This window comes from Skermanella stibiiresistens SB22 (assembly GCF_000576635.1).
GTDB classification, from domain to species: Bacteria; Pseudomonadota; Alphaproteobacteria; order Azospirillales; family Azospirillaceae; genus Skermanella; species Skermanella stibiiresistens.
Map to the genome: position 1 here is coordinate 345,337 of NZ_AVFL01000001.1, position 18,964 is coordinate 364,300.

General features: G+C 66.1%; 19 protein-coding genes and 1 tRNA gene. 8 read left to right on the forward strand and 12 right to left on the reverse strand.

Annotated features, from left to right (window positions below; all coding sequences use genetic code 11):
* Positions 1 to 69: 69 nt before the first annotated feature.
* From N825_RS01500 to rhaS, 7 genes are all read right to left on the reverse strand, one after another.
* Positions 70 to 1,281 carry an MFS transporter gene (locus N825_RS01500; RefSeq protein WP_037446031.1) on the reverse strand — a complete coding sequence of 404 codons (1,212 nt, stop codon included), beginning with the start codon at positions 1,279 to 1,281 and terminating at the stop codon, positions 70 to 72.
* Positions 1,278 to 2,333, reverse strand: coding sequence for an aldo/keto reductase (locus N825_RS01505; RefSeq protein WP_037446032.1), 1,056 nt, complete (start codon positions 2,331 to 2,333; stop codon positions 1,278 to 1,280). The genes N825_RS01500 and N825_RS01505 overlap by 4 nt, the downstream gene beginning before the upstream one ends.
* Positions 2,334 to 2,437: 104 nt before the next feature.
* The gene (locus N825_RS01510; RefSeq protein WP_037446033.1) at positions 2,438 to 3,469 is read right to left on the reverse strand and encodes an aldo/keto reductase; all 1,032 of its coding nucleotides are present in this window, start codon (positions 3,467 to 3,469) and stop codon (positions 2,438 to 2,440) included.
* A 39-nt stretch (positions 3,470 to 3,508) separates the two neighbouring features.
* The gene (locus N825_RS01515; protein ID WP_051511385.1) at positions 3,509 to 4,495 is read right to left on the reverse strand and encodes an ABC transporter permease; all 987 of its coding nucleotides are present in this window, start codon (positions 4,493 to 4,495) and stop codon (positions 3,509 to 3,511) included.
* Positions 4,495 to 5,532 carry an ABC transporter permease gene (locus N825_RS01520; RefSeq protein WP_051511386.1) on the reverse strand — a complete coding sequence of 346 codons (1,038 nt, stop codon included), beginning with the start codon at positions 5,530 to 5,532 and terminating at the stop codon, positions 4,495 to 4,497. The genes N825_RS01515 and N825_RS01520 overlap by 1 nt, the downstream gene beginning before the upstream one ends.
* Before the next feature lie 2 nt (positions 5,533 to 5,534).
* Entirely contained in the window at positions 5,535 to 7,025 is a 1,491-nt protein-coding gene (locus tag N825_RS01525) for a sugar ABC transporter ATP-binding protein (RefSeq protein ID WP_037446034.1), read from the reverse strand.
* 26 nt (positions 7,026 to 7,051) lie between these two features.
* Positions 7,052 to 8,074 (reverse strand): rhamnose ABC transporter substrate-binding protein, encoded by a 1,023-nt coding sequence (gene rhaS / locus N825_RS01530; RefSeq protein WP_037446035.1) that lies wholly within the window; start codon positions 8,072 to 8,074, stop codon positions 7,052 to 7,054.
* 276 nt (positions 8,075 to 8,350) lie between these two features.
* Here rhaS and N825_RS01535 point away from each other — a divergent pair, with 276 nt between their 5' ends.
* The 3 genes from N825_RS01535 (at position 8,351) to N825_RS01545 (ending at position 11,347) form a co-directional block, all read left to right on the forward strand.
* Positions 8,351 to 9,526 (forward strand): zinc-dependent alcohol dehydrogenase, encoded by a 1,176-nt coding sequence (locus N825_RS01535; protein ID WP_037446036.1) that lies wholly within the window; start codon positions 8,351 to 8,353, stop codon positions 9,524 to 9,526.
* A gap of 31 nt (positions 9,527 to 9,557) precedes the next feature.
* The gene (locus N825_RS01540) at positions 9,558 to 10,151 is read left to right on the forward strand and encodes a hypothetical protein (protein WP_037446037.1); all 594 of its coding nucleotides are present in this window, start codon (positions 9,558 to 9,560) and stop codon (positions 10,149 to 10,151) included.
* Positions 10,152 to 10,276: 125 nt separating this feature from the next.
* Positions 10,277 to 11,347: an alpha/beta fold hydrolase gene (locus N825_RS01545; protein WP_198038140.1), complete on the forward strand. Its 1,071-nt coding sequence runs from the start codon at positions 10,277 to 10,279 to the stop codon at positions 11,345 to 11,347.
* A gap of 1 nt (position 11,348) precedes the next feature.
* On the opposite strand, the gene N825_RS01550 is transcribed toward N825_RS01545, so the two are convergent.
* Positions 11,349 to 11,795: a hypothetical protein gene (locus tag N825_RS01550; protein WP_037446039.1), complete on the reverse strand. Its 447-nt coding sequence runs from the start codon at positions 11,793 to 11,795 to the stop codon at positions 11,349 to 11,351.
* 177 nt (positions 11,796 to 11,972) lie between these two features.
* Here N825_RS01550 and N825_RS36065 point away from each other — a divergent pair, with 177 nt between their 5' ends.
* Positions 11,973 to 12,395: a response regulator gene (locus N825_RS36065; protein ID WP_063833598.1), complete on the forward strand. Its 423-nt coding sequence runs from the start codon at positions 11,973 to 11,975 to the stop codon at positions 12,393 to 12,395.
* A gap of 444 nt (positions 12,396 to 12,839) precedes the next feature.
* On the opposite strand, the gene N825_RS01560 is transcribed toward N825_RS36065, so the two are convergent.
* Positions 12,840 to 12,929 (reverse strand) — tRNA-Ser (locus N825_RS01560).
* 162 nt (positions 12,930 to 13,091) lie between these two features.
* On the opposite strand from N825_RS01560, the gene N825_RS01565 reads away from it, so the two are divergent.
* On the forward strand, positions 13,092 to 13,430 hold the full coding sequence (locus N825_RS01565) for a hypothetical protein (protein WP_245612982.1): 339 nt from the start codon (positions 13,092 to 13,094) through the stop codon (positions 13,428 to 13,430).
* Here the strand turns inward: N825_RS01565 and N825_RS01570 are convergent.
* A complete protein-coding gene (locus N825_RS01570) occupies positions 13,369 to 14,187 on the reverse strand; it encodes an alpha/beta hydrolase (RefSeq protein WP_051511448.1) in 819 nt (272 codons plus the stop codon). The genes N825_RS01565 and N825_RS01570 overlap by 62 nt on opposite strands.
* Before the next feature lie 13 nt (positions 14,188 to 14,200).
* On the opposite strand from N825_RS01570, the gene N825_RS01575 reads away from it, so the two are divergent.
* The 3 genes from N825_RS01575 (at position 14,201) to infC (ending at position 18,229) form a co-directional block, all read left to right on the forward strand.
* Entirely contained in the window at positions 14,201 to 15,496 is a 1,296-nt protein-coding gene (locus N825_RS01575) for a glycosyltransferase family 4 protein (protein WP_084164153.1), read from the forward strand.
* A gap of 92 nt (positions 15,497 to 15,588) precedes the next feature.
* Positions 15,589 to 17,553 carry a threonine--tRNA ligase gene (gene thrS / locus N825_RS01580; RefSeq protein WP_037446040.1) on the forward strand — a complete coding sequence of 655 codons (1,965 nt, stop codon included), beginning with the start codon at positions 15,589 to 15,591 and terminating at the stop codon, positions 17,551 to 17,553.
* 139 nt (positions 17,554 to 17,692) lie between these two features.
* Positions 17,693 to 18,229 carry a translation initiation factor IF-3 gene (gene infC, locus N825_RS01585; RefSeq protein ID WP_037446041.1) on the forward strand — a complete coding sequence of 179 codons (537 nt, stop codon included), beginning with the start codon at positions 17,693 to 17,695 and terminating at the stop codon, positions 18,227 to 18,229.
* A gap of 130 nt (positions 18,230 to 18,359) precedes the next feature.
* On the opposite strand, the gene N825_RS01590 is transcribed toward infC, so the two are convergent.
* Positions 18,360 to 18,575: a hypothetical protein gene (locus N825_RS01590; RefSeq protein WP_037446479.1), complete on the reverse strand. Its 216-nt coding sequence runs from the start codon at positions 18,573 to 18,575 to the stop codon at positions 18,360 to 18,362.
* Positions 18,576 to 18,660: 85 nt separating this feature from the next.
* The gene (locus tag N825_RS01595; RefSeq protein ID WP_037446042.1) at positions 18,661 to 18,882 is read right to left on the reverse strand and encodes a ribbon-helix-helix domain-containing protein; all 222 of its coding nucleotides are present in this window, start codon (positions 18,880 to 18,882) and stop codon (positions 18,661 to 18,663) included.
* Between the last annotated feature and the right edge of the window lie 82 nt (positions 18,883 to 18,964).

Below are 18,964 nucleotides of genomic sequence, written 5' to 3' on the forward strand. Positions count from 1 at the left end.
ATAATCGGGTGATATGGCGGAACCATGATTGGGTCGGCGATGGCGCTGGAATGGCGCCATCGCCGGGATCTATGCCGGACGGCGCCGCTCGGTGGCGAAGAACGCCAAGGCTGCCAGGGTCAGGATGGCTCCCGCCAGCATCGTGGTCCACCAGCCGCCGTGGTGGTAGGTCAGCGTCGCCAGCGACGATCCACCCGCGCCCAGCAGGAAGACGATCGTCATGTAGAGGGCGTTCATCCGCCCGCGCGCCTCGCCGGCCAGTGAATAGATCACCCGCTGCCCGAGCACTTGGTTGACTTGGACGGCGGCGTCGAGCGTCACCGCGAAGATGGCCAGCGCCACCACCGAGTGGATCGCGGCGGCCCAGCCGGACAGCACGCAGCTGAGGATGACGGTGACCAGCGCCACCGCCGTGCCGGCCCAGACGTGACCCCTGTCACCCAGCCGTCCGGCCAGAGGCGCCGCCAGGGCTCCCCCGGCTCCGGCCAGGGCGAACAGGGCGATGCCGCGCTGGCTGAAGCCGAAATCGCGCGCCAGCATCACCGGGGCCGCCGTCCAGAAGACATTGAAGACCGCGAAGAGGACGCCCTGGTAGGCCGCCCGGCGCTGGAGCGCCGGCGTCGTGGCGAGGATGCGGCCCATCGACAGCAGGTTGCCGAGATAACTGGTGGCCCTCTTCTGACGCCCTTGGGCTGGGCCGCCCGAGGGAAGCGCCTTGTACAGCCAGAGGGTCAGCGCCACCATCAACCCGGCCGAGACCCAAAACACCGCCCGCCAGCCGAATATGTCGGCGATCATGCTGGAGAAAGGGCGGGCGAGCATGATGCCGGCGAGCAGCCCCGCCATGATGTTGCCGATGGTGCGCCCCCGCCTCGCCTCTGGCGCCAGCGACGCCGCGAAGGGCACCACGACTTGGGCGCCGGACGAGCAGAAACCGACCGCGACGGCGGTGGCGAGGAAGACCGGCGTCGACGCCGAGAGCGCCACCCCCGCCAGCGCCGCCGCGACGCAGACCAGCGTGGTCAGGATCAGGCGCCGGTTGTCGACCCGGTCGGCCAACGAGACGATCAGCATCAACCCGGCGCCATAGCCCAATTGCGTCAGCGTCACGATCAAGCCGGACAGGTTCTCGCTCAACCCCAGTTCCGGGGCGATCAGGTCGATCAGCGGTTGGGCGTAGTAGAGGTTGGCGACCATGGCGCCGCTGGTCACGGCGCAGGCGACGGTCAGCGCCGGCGACAGGCCGCCGGCGCCCTCCGCCGCGGAAGTGGCGGCGCTCATGCCTTCAAGTGCGGCGCGATGAGGACGCGATCGGCCGGGGATAGGCGATCGGATGCCGTGCGGGCCTGGTGCCAGTACGGGTAGAGCAGGGGAGGCAGGCTGACCTCGTCCAGCCGGGAGCGCTCCTCCTGGGACAAGGTCAGGTCGGCGGCCTTGAGGTTATCCGCCAATTGCTCGTCGGTGCGGGCGCCGATCACGGCGGACGCGACGCCGGGCCGGCCGAGCAGCCAGGCCAGCGCCACCTGGGCCGCCGTCACGCCGCGCGCCTCGGCGACCGCCACCAGAACCTCGACGATGTCGTATAGCGTCTCGATGTCGCGCACGGGTGGCTCGGTCCATTCGTTGGCCCGCCGCGTGCCCTCGGGTTCTGGCTGGCCGCGCCGATACTTGCCGGACAGCAGCCCGCCGGCCAGGGGAGACCAGACCAGGATGCCGACGCCTTGGTCGACCGCGATCGGCGCCAGCTCGTATTCCGCCTCGCGCGCCTGGAGCGTGTAATGGATCTGCTGCGAGATCGGGCGGACCAGCTTGTCCCGCTCGGTGATTCCCAGCGCCTTCATCAGGTGCCAGCCCGAGAAGTTCGACACGCCGACATAGCGCACCTTGCCGGCGCGGACGAGATCGTCCAGTGCCGCCAGCGTTTCCTCCAGCGGGGTCAGCCCATCCCACTCGTGAAGCTGGTAGAGGTCGATGTGGTCGGTGCGCAGCCGCTTCAGGCTGGCCTCGCAGGCCTCGATCAGGTGATGGCGCGACGATCCGCGGTCGTTCGGCCCCTTGCCCATCGGGAAACGCGCCTTGGTGGTGATCAGCAGCCGGTCGCGCTTGCCAGCAACAGCCTCGCCCAGGATCTCCTCGGATACGCCGTTGGAGTAGACGTCCGCCGTGTCGTAGAAGTTGACCCCGGCATCCAGGCACATGTCGACTTGGCGCTTGGCGCCGGCGATATCGGTGTTGCCGGTCTTGGCGAAGTTGCCCTTGCCGCCGAAGGTCATCGTGCCGAGCGTCAACGCCGACACCTTCAGACCGGATCGGCCGAGCTGACGATATTCCATGGGTTCGGATCCTTGACCGTGATTCGGGGGCCGTGATGGGGGACATACTGGACAGCTAAGGTATGGCCATCATCGGCCGCAAACCACCGGGCGGGGGTTGTTGTTCACGCAATGCAGGTCACCGGCGCGTCCCCGCGCAGGAGTTTCCCGTGCTTCAGCTCGGCCCAGAGGTCGGCGGGGATCGGATGCTGGAAATGCTTGAGGTTGGCGGTGACCTGTTCCGGCGCCACGGCGCCGGGGATCACCGAGGCCACCGCCGGATGTCCCAGGGGGAACTGGAGGGCAGCTGCGGCCAGCGGCACGCCATGGCGTCGGCACACCGCGTCGAGCCGGCTGACGCGGTCCATCTGTTCCGGTGTCGCGTCCTCGTAATCGTACTTGGCGCCGGGAACCGCCCCGCTTGCCAGGATGCCGGAATTGAAGACGCCGCCGATCACGACGCCGACGTTCCGCTCGACGCAATAGGGCAGTTCACGCTCCAGCGTGTCCTGGTCGGCCAAGGTGTAGCGGAGCGCCACCAGGAAGAAGTCCAGGTCGAACAGATCGAGGAAGCGCGGCATCATGCCAAGCTCGTTGATGCCGCAGCCGATGCCCTGGATCACGCCGGCGTCGCGCAACTCCTCCAGCGCGCGCCAGCCGCCGGTGGCGAGCTGGGCCATGTATGCCGAGACCTTCTCGGCGTGGACATGATGCCGGAAGTCGAGGTCGTGGATGATCGCCAGATCGATCCGGTTCATCCCCAGCCGTTGCAGGCTGTCCTCGAACGACCGCATGACGCCGTCATACGAGTAGTCGAAGACATGATCGAACGGTAGCCCGCCGGCCCAGAAACCGGTGTCGAAAGCCTCACGCCGGCGCGGCGCCTTGAACACCCGTCCGACCTTGGTCGACAGGACGAATTGGTCGCGCGGACGGCTGTACAGGAACCGCCCGACCCGGTGTTCGCTCTGTCCGCGGCCATACCAGGGCGCCGTGTCGAAATATCGGATGCCGCTGTCCCACGCCGTTTCCAGGACGGTCGCCGCCTGTTCGTCCGTCACCCGGGTGAACAGGTCGCCCAGCGGGGCGGTCCCGAAGCCGAACTGGGTCACCTGGACATCGGTGCGGCCCAGCCGCCGCGTCGCCGTCGGGTTCATTGGTTTCCTCCGATTGTTTGTTGGCGCTTCTTGATTAACTCAGCGCCGCAGCGCCCGCCGGATCAGGATCGGCACCGCGATGGAGGCGATCAGCAGGGTTCCGACGAAGACGCTCATCACGATGCCCGGTACGTTCATCAGCGACAAGCCGAACGTCATCATGCCCAGCACGAACACGGCGATGAACACGCCGGAGATGGTGCCCGAGCCGCCCACGATGCTGACGCCGCCGAGCACCACCATGGTGATCACCTCCAACTCCCAGCCCGCCGCGATGTTGGGCCGCGTGCTGCCGATCCGCGACGTCAGCAGGATCGCGGCCAAGCCGGCGATCAGACCGTTGAGCGCGAACAGCGCCAGCCGGTAGCGGTCGACCGGAATGCCGGAGAAGCGCGCCGCCGTCGGGTTGTTGCCGATGGCGAAGATCCGCCGCCCCGTCGTGGTGAAGTGCAGCACGAAGCCGAATACGGCGGTCAGCCCCAGGAACAGCGCGAACTCGAATGGGATCGACCACATCAGGTAGCTCTGGCCGAACCACGAAAAGCCCGCCGGATAGGCCGTGATCGCCGTGTCGCCCAGCACGACATAGGCGATGCCGCGAAACAGCGACATGGTGCCGATGGTCACCACGATGGCGGGAATCTGGAACCGGGTGATGATCAGCCCGTTCGCCAATCCGGCCAGCAACCCGGTCGCCAGCCCGATCACGACCAGCAGCGGGATGCCGGCGCCAGCCTGCGCCGCCAACCCCATGAGGACCGAGGCCAGCGCGATGATCGAGGCGACCGACAGGTCGATGTCGCGCGTCACGATGATCAGCGTCATGGCCAGCGCCATGATCGCCTTCTCGCTGAAGTTAAAGGTTGAATCCATCAGGTTGTAGTAGTCGAGAAACCACGGCGACAGCCGGCTGTTGACCACCATCACCGCCGCCAGCAAGACCAGCAGGAGGACTTCCCAACGCAGCCAGAAATCCAGGGCGGCCGGTCTCTTGCGGTCGGCGACCTCGTAGCGGAGCGATGTCATCAGGCGGTCTCCGGCCGGATTTGGGGCTCGCTGGGGGAGCGGTCCCGCAGGATCAACTTGCCCTTGCGGGCCTCGCCGCGCGAATTGACGATGACGGCGCACAGGATGACGAGACCGGAGATCGCCATCTGCCAGAACGGCGAGACCTGGATAACCGGCAGGGCGTTGCCGATGATGCCCAGGAACAAGCCGCCCAGCAGGCATCCCGACACCGTGCCGATGCCGCCCGCGACGCTGACGCCGCCGATCACGCAGGCGGCGATCACCGTCAGCTCATAGCCGAACGCCACCTCGGTGAAGGCGATGGCGTAGCGGGAGACCCAGAGATAGCCGCACAGTCCGGCGATCGTCCCGGACAGGCAGTAGACCAGGAACTGGCAGCGTTCGATCCCGATGCCGACATAGCGCGCCGCCAGCGGGTTGCCGCCGACGGCGTAGAGGGATCGTCCTGTCCGGGCGAGGGTGAGGAACACCGCCATGCCGGCGCAGACCAGCGCCGCGATCCACAGCAGGGCCGGCACGCCGAACAGGGTTTGGCGGGGGAAATCCAGGTACGGCCGGCTGAACTCGTGCGTCACGACGGAGGCGCCGCCGCTCAGCACGAAGATCATGCCGCGATAGGCGCTCAAGGTTCCCAGCGTCACCACGATCGGCGGTATCTTGACCCAGGCGATCAGTGCGCCGTTGATGGCGCCCAGGCAGAACCCGATCAGGGGTGCCAGCGCCAGGGTGACGACGATGGGAAGCTCCGGGTGGTATTTCGACAGCAGGGCGGTGCACATGCCGGTGAAGGCCATGTTCGACGCCACCGACAGGTCGATGCCGCGCGTCAGGATCACCGCCATCTGGCCGCAGGCCAGCATCAGCAGGATGGCGGTGTCGGTCAGCACGTCGGCCAGGCTCGAGGGCGTCAGGAACACCGGCGCCCGGGCGCCGACCGCCGCCAGCAGCGCCACGATCAGCACCAGGAGCACGATCTCGCGGCGCTTGGCGAGGCTGGCCAGGGATGGCCTTGAGGAGTGCGTGGATGGGTTCATGGTCAGCCGCCTCCCGTCGCCGCCGTGACGATCGCCTCGGCGGTCGCCTCAGCCCGGCTGAACCGGCGGCGGATGCGGCCCTCGTGCATGACGATGATGGTGTCCGACATGCCCATGATCTCCGGCAGTTCCGACGACACCAGGATCACCGCCAGTCCGCTCCGGACCAACTCGCCCATGAACTCGTGGACGGCGGCCTTGGACCCGACGTCGATGCCCTTGGTCGGCTCGTCCAGGATGATCACGGCGGGGTTGGTCGCCAGCCATTTGGCGATCAGCACCTTCTGCTGGTTGCCGCCCGACAGGGTGCCGACCGGCTGGTCCCAATGGGTCGCCTTGACCGCCAGCCGCTCGCCGAACCGGCGGGCGACCGCGCGCTCCCGGGCCGGACGCAGCACGGGACCGCCGTTGACCCGGTCGACCACCGGCAGGGTGATGTTCTCGGTGATGCCCATGGGCAGGATGGCGCCCTGGACCTGCCTGTCCTCCGGCACATAGGCGATGCCGGCGCGGATCGCGTCCGACGGGTTGCGCACCACCACGTCGCGGCCGGCGATCCTGACCCGGCCGCGGCTTGGCTTGGTGATGCCGAACAAGGCTTGCATCGCTTCGCTGCGCCCGGCGCCGACCAGCCCGTAGAAGCCCAGGATCTCGCCCCGGCGGAGTTTGAAACCGATGCCGTCGAACTCGGTCGGGTGGGACAGGTCGTTGACCTCCAGCACCGTCTCGCCCAACGGGACCGTGATCTTGGGGAAAACCTGATCCAACCGGCGGCCGACCATCATGGTCACCAGCTCGTCGCGCGTGACCTCGCCGATGGCGCCCGCCCCGATGAACCGCCCGTCGCGCAGCACGGTCCAGCGGTCGGCGATGGCGAAGATCTCGTCGAACTTGTGGCTGATGAACAGGATCGCCTTGCCCGCCGCCTTGAGCTGGCCGACGATCTTGTAAAGCTCGGCGATCTCGTGCTGCGACAGGGCCGCCGTCGGTTCGTCCATGATGACGATGCGGGCGTCGTGCGACAGCGCCTTGGCGATGCCGACGATGTGCTTGCGCGCCACGGTCAGGTCGCGCAGCACGGTGTCGGGCTGGATGTCCACCTCCAGCCGGGCCAGGACGGCGCGGGTCCGAGCCTTCATGGCCCGCCAGTCGACGAACCGGCGGAACGGGCCACGCCCCAGGGTCGGGTGGTGGCCCATGTGGATGTTCTCGGCGACGGTCAGGTCGTCGAACATCACCGTCTCCTGATGGATCGCGGTGATGCCCGCCAGCCAGGCGTCGTGGGGCGAGCCGAACGAGACCGGGGAACCATCGATGGTGATCCCGCCCGCGTCCGGCCTCTCGATCCCGGTCAGGATCTTGACCAATGTCGACTTGCCGGCCCCGTTCTCCCCGACCAGCGCCATGACCTCGCCGGCCCGCAGCTCCAGGCGGACATCGTCGAGCGCCTTGACACCGGGGAAGCTCTTGGAGACCCCGGCCAGCGCCAGCATCTCCGTCACTCCAAGTATCCTGGCACCTAGAACACCTTGGCGTATTCGGCGACGTTCGACTTGTCGAAGGTGAAGGGCTCCGACATGACGACGACGCCGTTCTCCCCGACTTTGACCTTGCCCATGCGGCCGGTGGGAACCTCGTCGCCCGGCACGCCCTTGACGGTGCCTTTGACCAGATTGTACGCGATCTGGGTGGTCGTGTAGCCGAGGTCGATCGGGTTCCAGATCGCGAAGGACTTGGTGGCCCCGGCCTCGACGGCGGCCTTCATCTCGGATGGCAGCCCCAATCCCGTCACGTGGACCTTGCCGACCAGGTTCTGGTCGGTCACCGCCTTGGCGGCGGCGACGATGCCGATCGAGGTCGGCGAGATGATGCCCTTCAGGTTGGGATAGGATTTGAACAGGCCCAGCGTCTCGCGATAGCTCTTGTCGGACTGGTCATCTCCATAGGCGGTGGTGACCAGTTTCATCTTGGCGTATTTCGGGTCCTTCAACTCGTCCTTCATGGCGGCGATCCAGTTGTTCTGGTTCGTCATGGTGGATGCCGCGCTGAGGATGGCGAACTCGCCCTCTCCGCCCATGGCGTCGGCCATCATCTGGACCTGCTTGGCGCCGATCAGCTTGGTCTCGGAAGGATCGACCTGGATGATGCGGCCCTCGGGCGCTATCGCGCTGTCGAAAGAGACGACGCGGATGCCGCGCTGCATGGCTCGCTTGGTGGCGGGGATCAGGGCGTTGGTGTCGTTGGCCGAGATGGCGATGGCGTCGACCCGCTGGGCGATCAGCGAGTTGATGATCTCGATCTGCCCCTCGGCGGTGGCGGAGGTCGGCCCGACATAGATGATCTCGACATTGCCAAGCTCCTTGGCGGCCTCGGTCCCGCCGTCGCGGACGGCGTCGAAGAAGCGGTTGCCCAGGTTCTTGACCAGGAACGCGACCCTGACCTTTTCTTGCGCCTGGGAAATGGACGTGACGCCGCACAAGGTGATGGACGCGACGACCAAGGCCGCGGCCACCCCGCGGATGGCCGATAACGGACTGCTCATGGCTCGATTCCTCCCATTGGGACTGTTCTTGTTTTGCCACTTACGGTCACATCGTAACCGAGCCTGAAATCACTGGCGAATGCTCATTCGATCGACATCCGTACCAAAGCCTTGCTCCGGCCCTTCCGACCGGAAGGTTTATACCCATCGAGTGGGGGGATGATGGGTGAGTGGGCCCGTTGAGGGTGTTTCCCATGGGACGGGGAGGGGACTCGGGGCCTTCCGGCGGCTCCGAGGCCAAGTTCACCGCATCCACATCGATAGGGAGGCAAAGTCATGAAGGCCCTGGTCTGGCACGGCAAGGAGGACATCCGCTACGACACCGTCTCGGACCCCGAGATCGAGCATCCGCGCGACGCCATCGTCAAGGTGACCAGCTGCGCGATCTGCGGCTCCGACCTGCACCTGTTCCACAACTTCATCCCGGCGATGATGCCCGGCGACATCATGGGCCACGAGATGATGGGCGAGGTCGTCGAGGTCGGGAGTGGCGTCAACGGCCATCTCAAGAAGGGCGACCGGGTCGTCGTGCCGTTCACGATCATCTGCGGCGAGTGCGACCAGTGCAAGCGCGGCAATTTCTCGGTCTGCCAGAACTCCAACCGCAAGAAGCACTTGGCCGACAAGGTGTTTGGCCACGCCACCGCCGGTCTGTTCGGCTATACCCACCTGACCGGCGGCTATCCCGGAGGACAGGCCGAATACCTCCGCGTTCCCTTCGCCGACGCCACGCACATCAAGGTGCCCGACGGCATCCCGGACGAGAAGCTGCTGTTCCTGGGAGACATCTTCCCGACGGGCTGGCAGGCGGCCGTCCAATGCGACATCCAGCCGACCGACACCGTGGCGATCTGGGGCTGTGGTCCCGTCGGGCAGATGGCGATCCGAAGCGCCGTCCTGCTGGGCGCCCAGCGGGTCGTCGCGATCGACCGCGTGCCCGAGCGCCTGGAAATGGCCGAAGCCGGCGGTGCCATCACCATCAACTTCGACGAGGAGAGCGTCGTCGAACGCCTCAACGAGCTGACCGGCGGCGAGGGGCCGGAGAAGTGCATCGACGCCGTGGGACTGGAAGCGCATGTGACGCCCTCGCTGCCCGACACGGTCTATGACCGGGCCAAGCAGATGGTGGGAATGGAGAGCGACCGGCCGCACGTGCTGCGCGAGATGATCTATGTCTGCCGGCCAGCCGGGGTGATCTCGATCCCCGGTGTCTACGGTGGGCTGGTCGACAAGATCCCGATGGGGCAGCTGATGAACAAGGGATTGACCATCCGCACCGGCCAGACCCACGTCAACCGCTGGACCGACGACCTCCTGCGCCGCATCGAGGAGGGGCAGATCGATCCGTCCTTCGTCATCACGCACACCGTCAGCCTGGAGGAGGGCCCCGAGATGTACAAGGTCTTCCGCGACAAGCAGGACAGCTGCGTCAAGGTCGTCCTGAAACCCTGAGATCCGGACCATGAGATTTGGGAGTAAGGTCATGAATTATCTTTCCAACATCGCCCGGTCCGAGGGCGACCCCAAGGTCATCCGCTCCGGTCCCAGTTCGCTGGGCTCCTCCGACCGCTTGGCCAAGGGGCTCGGTTGGTTCAGCATAGGCCTTGGTCTCGCCGGACTGATCGCGCCAAGGCGCATCACCCGCTCGCTCGGCATGGAGGGGCAAGAGGCCATCGTGCGGGCGTTCGGCGCCCGGGAGATCGGCACCGGCATCGTCTCGCTGTCGGTGGACAAACGGCTGGGGCTGTGGAGCCGCGTGGCCGGCGACGCCCTCGACATCGCCACCCTGACGGCGGCGATGGGGCGGGACAACCCGAAGCGGGACAATGTCCAACTGGCGCTGGCCATGGTGCTCGGCGTGACGGCGCTCGACGTGATCGGCGCGCGGGCGTTGGGCTCCAGGCATGAGTATGGTCGGGGCGAACGGCGCTCCTACCGCGACCGCTCGGGATTCCCGAAGGGCATCCAGGCGGCACGGGGCATGGCCAGGGACTTCGGGACCCCATCCGAACCGCGCGCCATGCCAACGCTCGCCTCGGTGTCGGAACCCGCCCCACCCAGGCAAGCCCTGACGTAGCGACCTGACGGACCGGCTTGTGCGGTCCTCCCCGCCAGACGATGATGGGCCGCCGCGGAACCGGGCAATTTCCAGTCCGGTTCCGCGGCAGAAAAAACCCGCATCGGGAAAAAAGGGAGGACGCCATGACAAGCCTGAGAACGTTGATGGGTGCCGCGGCGGCGGCACTGTTGTTCACCGCGCTGTTCACCACCGCCCACGCCGCCGACTATCCGGCGCCGAAGGAAGCCACCTACGTCGTCAAGGATTTCCGGTTCCACACCGGCGAGGTGATGCCGGAACTGCGGCTGCACTACCGGACGATCGGCGAGCCCACCGGCCAGCCGGTCGTGATGCTGCACGGCACGGGAGGCTCCGGCGCCAGCATGCTGACGCCCGACTTCGCCGGCGAGTTGTTCGGCGCCGGCCAGCCGCTGGACGCGCGCAAATACTTCATCATCCTGCCCGACGCGATCGGGCACGGCAAATCCTCCAAGCCATCGGACGGGCTGCGGGCCAAGTTCCCCAAATACAGTTCCGAGGACATGGTCGACGGGCAGTACCGGCTGATCACCGAGGGACTGGGGCTGAAGCGTGTGCGCCTCGTCATGGGCAATTCGATGGGCGGCATGCACACGTGGATCTGGGGCGGCAAGTATCCCGACGCGATGGACGCGCTGGTGCCGATGGCCTCGCAGCCGACCGAGATGGCGGCCCGCAACTGGATGCTGCGGCGGCTGATGATCGAGATGATCCGGCAGGACCCCGGCTATGCCAACGGCGACTACGCCGAGCAGCCGAAATCGATGAGGCTGGCCAATGTCTTCTACGCCACGGCCACCAGCGGCGGCACGCTGGCCTATCAGATGCTCGCCCCGACCCGCGCGATGGCGGACAAGATGGTCGAGGACCGGCTGGCGGTCAATTTCAACGCCGACGCCAACGACTTCATCTACGCCTGGGAGTCCTCGGGCGGCTACAACCCCACCCAGTTGCTGGAGCGCATCACCGCCCCGTTGCTCTTCATCAACGCCGCCGACGACGAGCGCAATCCGCCGGAGACCGGCGTCACCGAACTGGCGATGACCCATGTCAAGAACGGCCGCCTGTTCCTGATTCCCGCCAGCGACGAGACGCGCGGCCATGGCACGACCGCCATGGCGCGGTTCTACGCGGACGAGCTGGGAGCGTTCCTGGCGAAGGTGCCCGAGAACTGACCTAGCCGTCAGGGATTTTCGGCGTCCTAGCCACCGCGGGGTCAACGATCGGCGGGATGCTGGCGACCAGTGCCGCCAATTCATCCTCGTTTTCCAGATCGTGGTCGAACGGGGCGGCGAAGATCCTGACGCGAGCCGCCTCGTCGGCGCCTCCAGGACCCACCACCGCGATGACCGCTCCGGTGGTGGGCTTGATCTCCTGATCGCACAGCCGCGCCGTCAGCAGGACGCCGGTGACGACCTCCAGGACGAAGGCCTTGCCGTCGCGGGCCAGCAATCTCTGGAGGAGCCGGCGGCCATCGGCCTCCTGATTGCGGTACAAGCCGGGAGCCATCAGCTGGCGGCAGATGCCGTTCAGCACGCGGAGCCGCATCGGAACCACCTCGGCGACGGCGCCGTCGGCTTTCAGCAGGATGGCTCCGACCACGATCATGGGGTTCAGCTTCATGGCGGCGGCGATGTCTCTGGTGGGGTTGTCTCCGGCTGGCTGGGAGAGGTCCAGCGGTGAACGCGCGAGATCGCCATCCGTGCCGGAGCCATCCGTTCCCGAATTGGCCTGACCTCAGTAATTCCTTAATCAAGTTTATGTCACCATCCTGGAAACGATTTGCAGGATGAGCCGCCCATGTCCGCCGCCTTGAAGGCCGCACCCAGCGCGGAACGCACCGCGAGCCCTCGCATCCTGGTTTGCGAGGACGATCCCCTGATCGCCATGGGGTGGACGGAGATGCTGATCGACGCCGGCTACGAGGTGGTCGGCCCCGCCTACACCGCGGAGAAGGCGCTGGAACTGGCCTATCAGGACCTGCCCAGCCTGGCCCTGATCGACATCGACCTTGGCGGCATCATCGATGGCATCTCGGTCGCCGCCGAACTGGGTCCGATCGGCGTGCCCGTCATCTTCATCACCGGCAATTACCAGCGGGCGCCGCTGGAAGGCCGCGAATACGCCACGGACATCCTGATCAAACCGGTCACCGAGGATACGGTGCTGGATTCGGTGAACGCCATCCTGCGGGATGGGGGCGCGCGGGACTGGAGGCGCTGAAGTTTCAACGAGGATGCGGGCGCTAGGTCAAGTCGCAACTGCTCTGGATACAGCTGTCCAACTGTCTTGTTTGCTCTCAAGCCCGACCCTTGCAGCGTCTCACGATCTAGAAAGTCAGTCTAGTCAAGGCGGCACTTAGAGCGTCTAACATAACCTGCGTTCACGCAATAAAATCAACTGCTTAGATGTTGGCGGCTAGGGTTATGATAGGTGCTCTTACCACTCAACGTCACCAGCGCAATCAGAGACATGAAAAAAGAAGCTTGTCATGTTCCCGGCTCCCCTCGGGTGCATGATGGGCTTTCTCGTGTTCGGTAAGTCGTGCCCAGCGCGACATGATGGTGCTGAAGGCGATAGAGGCAGAGGGAAACGTGTCACCCCAGCCCCCGAAAAGCCCTTTTAAGAACCCTTACAAATCAGCATTTTAGAAGGCGCTAGGGCTCATGGCGGAGGGAGCGGGATTCGAACCCGCGATACCATTTCTGGTATACACACTTTCCAGGCGTGCGCCTTCAACCACTCGGCCACCCCTCCGTAAGGCGGCGATAGATACTGAAGCGCGGGGGAGGATTCAAGTGATTCGTTCACGTCGGCTCCCACTAATGTGAACGGGGGCTCCGTTGCGTCCGGCGGGGCGGCGGCGCATGTTGGTTGGTGGTGACAATCAGGCGTGAGGGTGGAGTGGTCGTCTTGAGGGTGATTGGCGCGGTCCTGCTGGTGGCGGGGCTGGCGGCGCTGGGGTGGGATCTGTGGCGGTGGAGCCAGATCGCCGGGGTCGAGGGCGGCCTTCATCTGACCGCCGCCGGGGAGCTGTGGTACGGCCTGCATCCCGGCAGCCTCAACCTGACGCAGGCGGTGGTGCAGCGCTACCTGTCGCCCAGCCTGTGGGACCCGGCGCTGGTCACCATCCTGCTGTGGCCGGCGGCGTTGGTCCTGGCGGTGCCGGGGATCGTCCTGCTGGCGCTGGGGTCGATCAGGCGCTCCGGCTCCCACTCCGGCTCGCGGTCCCGCTCCCACAACCACTCCCGCTTCTGACGCCGTCCAGCAGATCGCCGACGGTGCGGCACAACAGCGCGATGTCCTGGTCGCGCGACAGGCGGTGGTCGCCGTCCTTGATCAGCGTGATCCTGACATCGTCGCCCGCCAGGCGCTCGGCGATCCGCTGGCTGGTCCGCCACGGCACGTCGGCGTCGCGCATGCCGTGCAGCAGGCGGGTGGGGCAGGTCAGCGGGATCGGCGCGCGCAGCAGGAGATGGTCACGGCCATCCTCGATCAGGCGGCGGGTGTAGGGATAAGGGTCGCCATAGTCCGAGGGCTTCAGCAGCGCGCCGGTTTCCAGCAGGGTAGCGCGGTCGTCCTCGTCCAGTGTGGACCAGATCAGGTCCTCGGTGAAGTCGGGGGCCGCCGCGATGCCGACCAGTCCCGCGACGCGGTCGGGGCGGGCCAAGGCCGTCAGCAGCATGATCCAGCCGCCCATGGAGGAACCGACCACGATCTGCGGGCCGCTCGTCAGTTGGTCGAACACCGCCAGGGCGTCGGCCGCCCACAACCCGATCGAGCCCTCGTCGAACCGGCCGCTCGACGTCCCATGGCCCTGATAGTCGAACCGGACGAAGGCCGCGCCGCGGTCGCGGCAGAAGCTTTCCAGGGCAACCGCCTTGGTCCCCGTCATGTCGGATTTGAAGCCTCCCATGAAGATGACGCCGGGAGTGCTTCCTTCCACGCGTCGATAGGCTATGGTGGCGCCTTCACGCGCCAAGGTATTTTCAGGCGATGCGGTCAGATCGGTCATATCGAAAGATTCCATGAGCGGGGCAAAGAACACTACCACGGCGGGCCACGACGGCAACCTGGACCTGGGGGCGGATTCGAGCCGGAACCTCGGGCCGGATCGGGACGCGCCGGTATCCGCGCCGGCCAAGGCTCCCGGGCGTCCGGTCGTGCTCCAGGTGCTGCCGGCGCTGGTGACGGGCGGGGCGGAGCGGGGCGCCATCGACGTGGCGGCGGCGCTCCGCAACGCGGGGGGAACGCCGCTGGTGGCGTCGGCCGGCGGTCCCATGGCGCGAGAGTTGGAGCGCTGGCGCGTGCCGCACATCACGCTGCCGCTCGACAGCAAGAACCCGCTCGTCATGTGGCGCAACGTCAACCGGCTGAGCCGGATCATCCGCGAGCACGGCGTCGACATCGTCCATGCCCGCAGCCGGGCGCCGGCCTGGAGCGCGCTGGCGGCGGCGCGGCGGACGGGGGTGCCGTTCATGACCACCTTCCACGCGCCCTATAACTTCAAGGGCGAGTCGAAGCGGTTCTACAACTCGGTGATGGCGCGCGGCGACCGGGTGATCGCCATCTCGGAATTCATCCGCGACCATATCCTCGCCAGCTACCAGATCGATCCCGACACCATCCGGGTCATCCACCGCGGCATCGACACCAACAGCTTCTCCCCCGACAAGGTCAGTCCGGAGCGGGTGATCCAGCTGGCGCGCGCGTGGCGGCTGCCCGACGGCCATCAGGTGATCATGCTGCCGGGCCGGCTGACCCGCTGGAAGGGGCAGACCGTCCTGATCGACGCGCTCGCCAAGCTGGGCCGCCAGGATGTCTGCTGTCTGATGGTCGGCTCCGACCAGGGCCGCACGGGATACAGCCAGGAGTTGGAGGCGCAAGCCAAGCGGCTGGGTTTGGGGAGCGTCGTCCGGCTGGTCGATCACTGCGACGACATGGCGGCGGCCTATATGCTGGCCGACGTGGTGGTTTCCGCGTCCAGCGACCCGGAGGCGTTCGGCCGGGTCATCGTCGAGGCGCAGGCCATGGGCCGGCCGGTGATCGTCACCAACCACGGCGCCGTGCGTGAGACCGTGGTGGCCGGGGAGACCGCCTGGGTGGTGCCGCCCAACGACCCGGACGCGCTGGCCGACGCCCTGGGCGACGCGCTGTCGCTCGACGCCGGGCAGCGGGAGATCCTGGGCGAGCGCGCCATGGCCTATGTCAACAGCCGCTTCACCCGCGATCGCATGTGCCGGGACACTCTGGCGGTCTATGGCGAGTTGCTGGCGGAACGTCAGGCCAGTCGTGGGGAGCCAGGGCCGGCAGGCGGGGAATAGGCCCTTCGGCCAGCGGAAAGGCCCGCCAAGCTTGACTCGACCGGCAATGCGCATAGAGTGCGCTCTCTTCCTTCGGATGATTGCTTTTTACGATGCAGACGGCTGAACAAATCCAGAAAGTCGCCGTCACCCTGCCGGATGGCAGCGTGCGCGATTATGATGCCCCGGTGACGGGCTTGCAGATTGCCGAGTCGATCGGCAAGCGGCTGGCCAAGGACGCGATCGCCGTCAAGGTCGACGGCGATCTGCGCGACCTCACTACCGGCATCACCGCGGATGCGGCCGTCGAGATCGTCACCCGCGACCACGTGGATGCCCTCGGCCTGATTCGCCATGACGCCGCCCATGTCATGGCCGAAGCCGTCCAGTCGCTCTATCCCGGCACGCAGGTCACGATTGGCCCGGCGATCGCCAACGGATTCTATTACGACTTCGCGCGCGACGAGCCGTTCACGCCTGACGACCTCGAGAAGATCGAGGCGCGGATGCGCGAGATTGTCGGGCGCGACGCCCGGTTCGAGCGCGAGGTCTGGGACCGCGACGAGGCGATCCGCTTCTTCGAGGACCGGGGCGAGAAGTACAAGGCCGAGCTGATTCGCGACCTGCCCGGAACGGAGGACATCTCCGTCTACCGCCAGGGCGAGTGGCTCGACCTGTGCCGCGGGCCTCACATGCCGTCCACCGGCAGGCTGGGCCAGGGCTTCAAGCTGATGAAGGTGGCGGGAGCCTATTGGCGCGGCGACCACCGCAACGCCATGCTCCAGCGCATCTACGGCACGGCGTGGCGCGACGAGAAGGAGCTGAAGGCCCACCTCCACCAGCTGGAGGAGGCCGAGAAGCGCGACCACCGCCGGCTCGGCCGGGAGATGGATCTGTTCCACCTCCAGGAGGAGGCGGTCGGCAGCGTGTTCTGGCACGACAAGGGCTATACCCTGTGGCGGACTTTGGAGAACTACGTCCGCTCCCGCTTGCAGCGGTCCGGCTACATCGAGGTCAAGACGCCGCAGCTGATCGACCGTGCCCTGTGGGTCGCGTCGGGCCACTGGGAGAAGTTCCGGGAGGCCATGTTCACGGCCAACGCCGACGACGAGAAGGTCCTGGCGCTGAAGCCGATGAACTGCCCGGCCCATGTCCAGATCTACAAGCAGGGCATCACCAGCTACCGCGACCTACCGCTGCGGATGGCCGAATTCGGCTCCTGCCATCGCAATGAGCCGTCGGGCAGCCTACATGGTATCATGCGGGTGCGGGCGTTCACCCAGGATGACGCCCACATCTTCTGCACGCCGGACCAGATCACGGCGGAGAGCATCGCGTTCTGCGACCTGCTGCTGAGCGTCTACAAGGACCTCGGCTTCACCGACGTGTCGGTCAAGTTCTCCGACCGTCCGGCCACCCGCGCTGGCACCGACGACGTCTGGGATCGGGCCGAGGCCGCGCTTCGCGAGGCGATCGAGGCGGCTGGTCTGCCGTACACCATGAACCCCGGCGAGGGCGCCTTCTATGGCCCGAAGCTGGAGTTCGTGCTGCGCGACGCGATCGGCCGCGATTGGCAGTGCGGCACCTTGCAGGTCGATTTCGTGCTGCCGGAGCGGCTGGACGCGGAATATGTCGGCGAGGATGGCGCGCGTCATCGGCCGGTGATGCTCCACCGGGCCATCCTGGGCTCGATGGAACGCTTCATCGGCATGCTGATCGAGCATTACGCCGGCAAGTTCCCGCTGTGGCTGGCGCCGCTGCAGGCGGTGGTCGCGACCATCACCAACGAGGCGGACGGCTACGCCGCCGAGGTGGCGAACGAACTTCGCCGCGCCGGGATCAGGGTCGAGCTTGACACGCGGAACGAGAAGATCAACTTCAAGGTCCGAGAACACAGCCTCGCCAAGGTCCCGCTGATGGTCGTCGTCGGCAAGCGCGAGGCGGAGGAGCGGGCTGTGGCATTACGTCGTCTCGGCGGCAAGGATCAGGAAGTTCTTGCTCTCGACGCCGCTGTCAATACAATTGTGGCCGAAGCGAGGTCGCCTCTTGGCGATCTTGCCCCGGAATCACCATTCTAACCCTGGAGCGATTCAGGGCCGGCCGTTCGCGGCCGGGATCGAAGACAACTCCGGACGCCTGGTCCCGGGTGGGTTTTGAGCACCCGCCCGGGAAACCACCGAGGCACCAGGCGCCGGTCACAACGAGGGAGACTATTCCATAGCCAGACCAAATGCCGACTCCACACCGTCCCGTGATGGGCCGCGGGTCAATCGGGAAATCAATGTTCGCTCCGTCCGCTTGGTGGATGCCGCCGGCGAAATGGTTGGAGTCGTGTCCATTCGCGACGCCCTGATCGCCGCGGAAGAGGCCGGGCTCGACCTTGTCGAGGTTTCCCCGAATGCGGACCCGCCGGTGTGCAAGATCCTCGACTATGGCAAGTTCAAGTACGAGGCGCAGAAGCGGGCCAACGAGGCGCGCAAGAAGCAGAAGATCATCGAGGTCAAGGAGATCAAGATGAGGCCGAACATTGATGACAACGATTACGACGTCAAGATGCGCAGCGCCCGTCGGTTCCTTGAGGAGGGCGACAAGGTGAAGGTCACCATGCGCTTCCGCGGTCGTGAGATGGCTCACCAGGATCTTGGCATGAACGTGCTGGTCAAGGTGCGCGACGATCTCCTGGAGATGGCCAAGGTCGAGCAGATGCCCAAGCTCGAAGGCCGTCAGATGATCATGGTCCTGGCTCCCAAATGACGCGTTGACCGTATCAAGGGCCCGGCGGGCGAACACGCCGGAGCCCCAACGCAAGAAAGCCCGCCGTATGGCGGGCTTTCACGTTTTTGGGGCCTGGGCCGGCTAGCCAGAGCTAGCTGGCGGAAGCCGATCAGTTGCCGTCGCGCACTTCCCGGCTCTTGTCCTGGATGGCGTTGCCGACATTCTCCATCGCCTGGCCGGTCTGCTTGGCCGCGTTGCTGACGCTGTTGTCGATCGACTCGCCGGCGCGTTCCGCCGGACCTTCGTTATCGCAGGCCGCGAGTGCCGGAACACCCAGCACCAGGAACGTACCCAGGGCGACGCGTCGAAGAGTGGAACCGGTCATGGAAAACATGGAGCAACCTTCGGAATTGTTTGCATTGCTCCACGAACACGTGCCGGCTGTATTTTGTTCCGCCGTGTATGGTCGGCTATTCGGCCGATCGTCCGTCAAGACGGTCATGGATCGACAGCGCTTGTTGGATGTTCCCGGTCGCCGCGGTCTCATGGAAACGCTGTTCCGTATTCCAGGCCGCCAATGCCTGGAGGCTCATTTCCTCGATGAGGCTGTTTAGACTGACTCCTCGGGCATGTGCCAATGTCGTCAGCCGCTCCGCGGTATCGTCTTCCAAATGTATCGTCAGCATGCTCATGGCAAAAACTCCAGACACTCCGCTGGGGTTAGGACAGGAAGGAGCTGCCAGGAAAGTTATGACGAGACCAACTGGCGGAATT

What these genes read in the sequence shown, in the direction of transcription:
- N825_RS01500 (WP_037446031.1), bottom strand. Translation starts at nt 1,281, where the DNA reads ATGAGCGCCGCCACTTCCGCGGCGGAGGGCGCCGGCGGCCTGTCGCCG.
- N825_RS01505 (WP_037446032.1), bottom strand. Translation starts at nt 2,333, where the DNA reads ATGGAATATCGTCAGCTCGGCCGATCCGGTCTGAAGGTGTCGGCGTTG.
- N825_RS01510 (WP_037446033.1), bottom strand. Translation starts at nt 3,469, where the DNA reads ATGAACCCGACGGCGACGCGGCGGCTGGGCCGCACCGATGTCCAGGTG.
- N825_RS01515 (WP_051511385.1), bottom strand. Translation starts at nt 4,495, where the DNA reads ATGACATCGCTCCGCTACGAGGTCGCCGACCGCAAGAGACCGGCCGCC.
- N825_RS01520 (WP_051511386.1), bottom strand. Translation starts at nt 5,532, where the DNA reads ATGAACCCATCCACGCACTCCTCAAGGCCATCCCTGGCCAGCCTCGCC.
- N825_RS01525 (WP_037446034.1), bottom strand. Translation starts at nt 7,025, where the DNA reads ATGCTGGCGCTGGCCGGGGTCTCCAAGAGCTTCCCCGGTGTCAAGGCG.
- rhaS (WP_037446035.1), bottom strand. Translation starts at nt 8,074, where the DNA reads ATGAGCAGTCCGTTATCGGCCATCCGCGGGGTGGCCGCGGCCTTGGTC.
- N825_RS01535 (WP_037446036.1), top strand. Translation starts at nt 8,351, where the DNA reads ATGAAGGCCCTGGTCTGGCACGGCAAGGAGGACATCCGCTACGACACC.
- N825_RS01540 (WP_037446037.1), top strand. Translation starts at nt 9,558, where the DNA reads ATGAATTATCTTTCCAACATCGCCCGGTCCGAGGGCGACCCCAAGGTC.
- N825_RS01545 (WP_198038140.1), top strand. Translation starts at nt 10,277, where the DNA reads ATGACAAGCCTGAGAACGTTGATGGGTGCCGCGGCGGCGGCACTGTTG.
- N825_RS01550 (WP_037446039.1), bottom strand. Translation starts at nt 11,795, where the DNA reads ATGAAGCTGAACCCCATGATCGTGGTCGGAGCCATCCTGCTGAAAGCC.
- N825_RS36065 (WP_063833598.1), top strand. Translation starts at nt 11,973, where the DNA reads ATGTCCGCCGCCTTGAAGGCCGCACCCAGCGCGGAACGCACCGCGAGC.
- N825_RS01570 (WP_051511448.1), bottom strand. Translation starts at nt 14,187, where the DNA reads ATGACCGATCTGACCGCATCGCCTGAAAATACCTTGGCGCGTGAAGGC.
- N825_RS01575 (WP_084164153.1), top strand. Translation starts at nt 14,201, where the DNA reads ATGAGCGGGGCAAAGAACACTACCACGGCGGGCCACGACGGCAACCTG.
- thrS (WP_037446040.1), top strand. Translation starts at nt 15,589, where the DNA reads ATGCAGACGGCTGAACAAATCCAGAAAGTCGCCGTCACCCTGCCGGAT.
- N825_RS01590 (WP_037446479.1), bottom strand. Translation starts at nt 18,575, where the DNA reads ATGACCGGTTCCACTCTTCGACGCGTCGCCCTGGGTACGTTCCTGGTG.
- N825_RS01595 (WP_037446042.1), bottom strand. Translation starts at nt 18,882, where the DNA reads ATGAGCATGCTGACGATACATTTGGAAGACGATACCGCGGAGCGGCTG.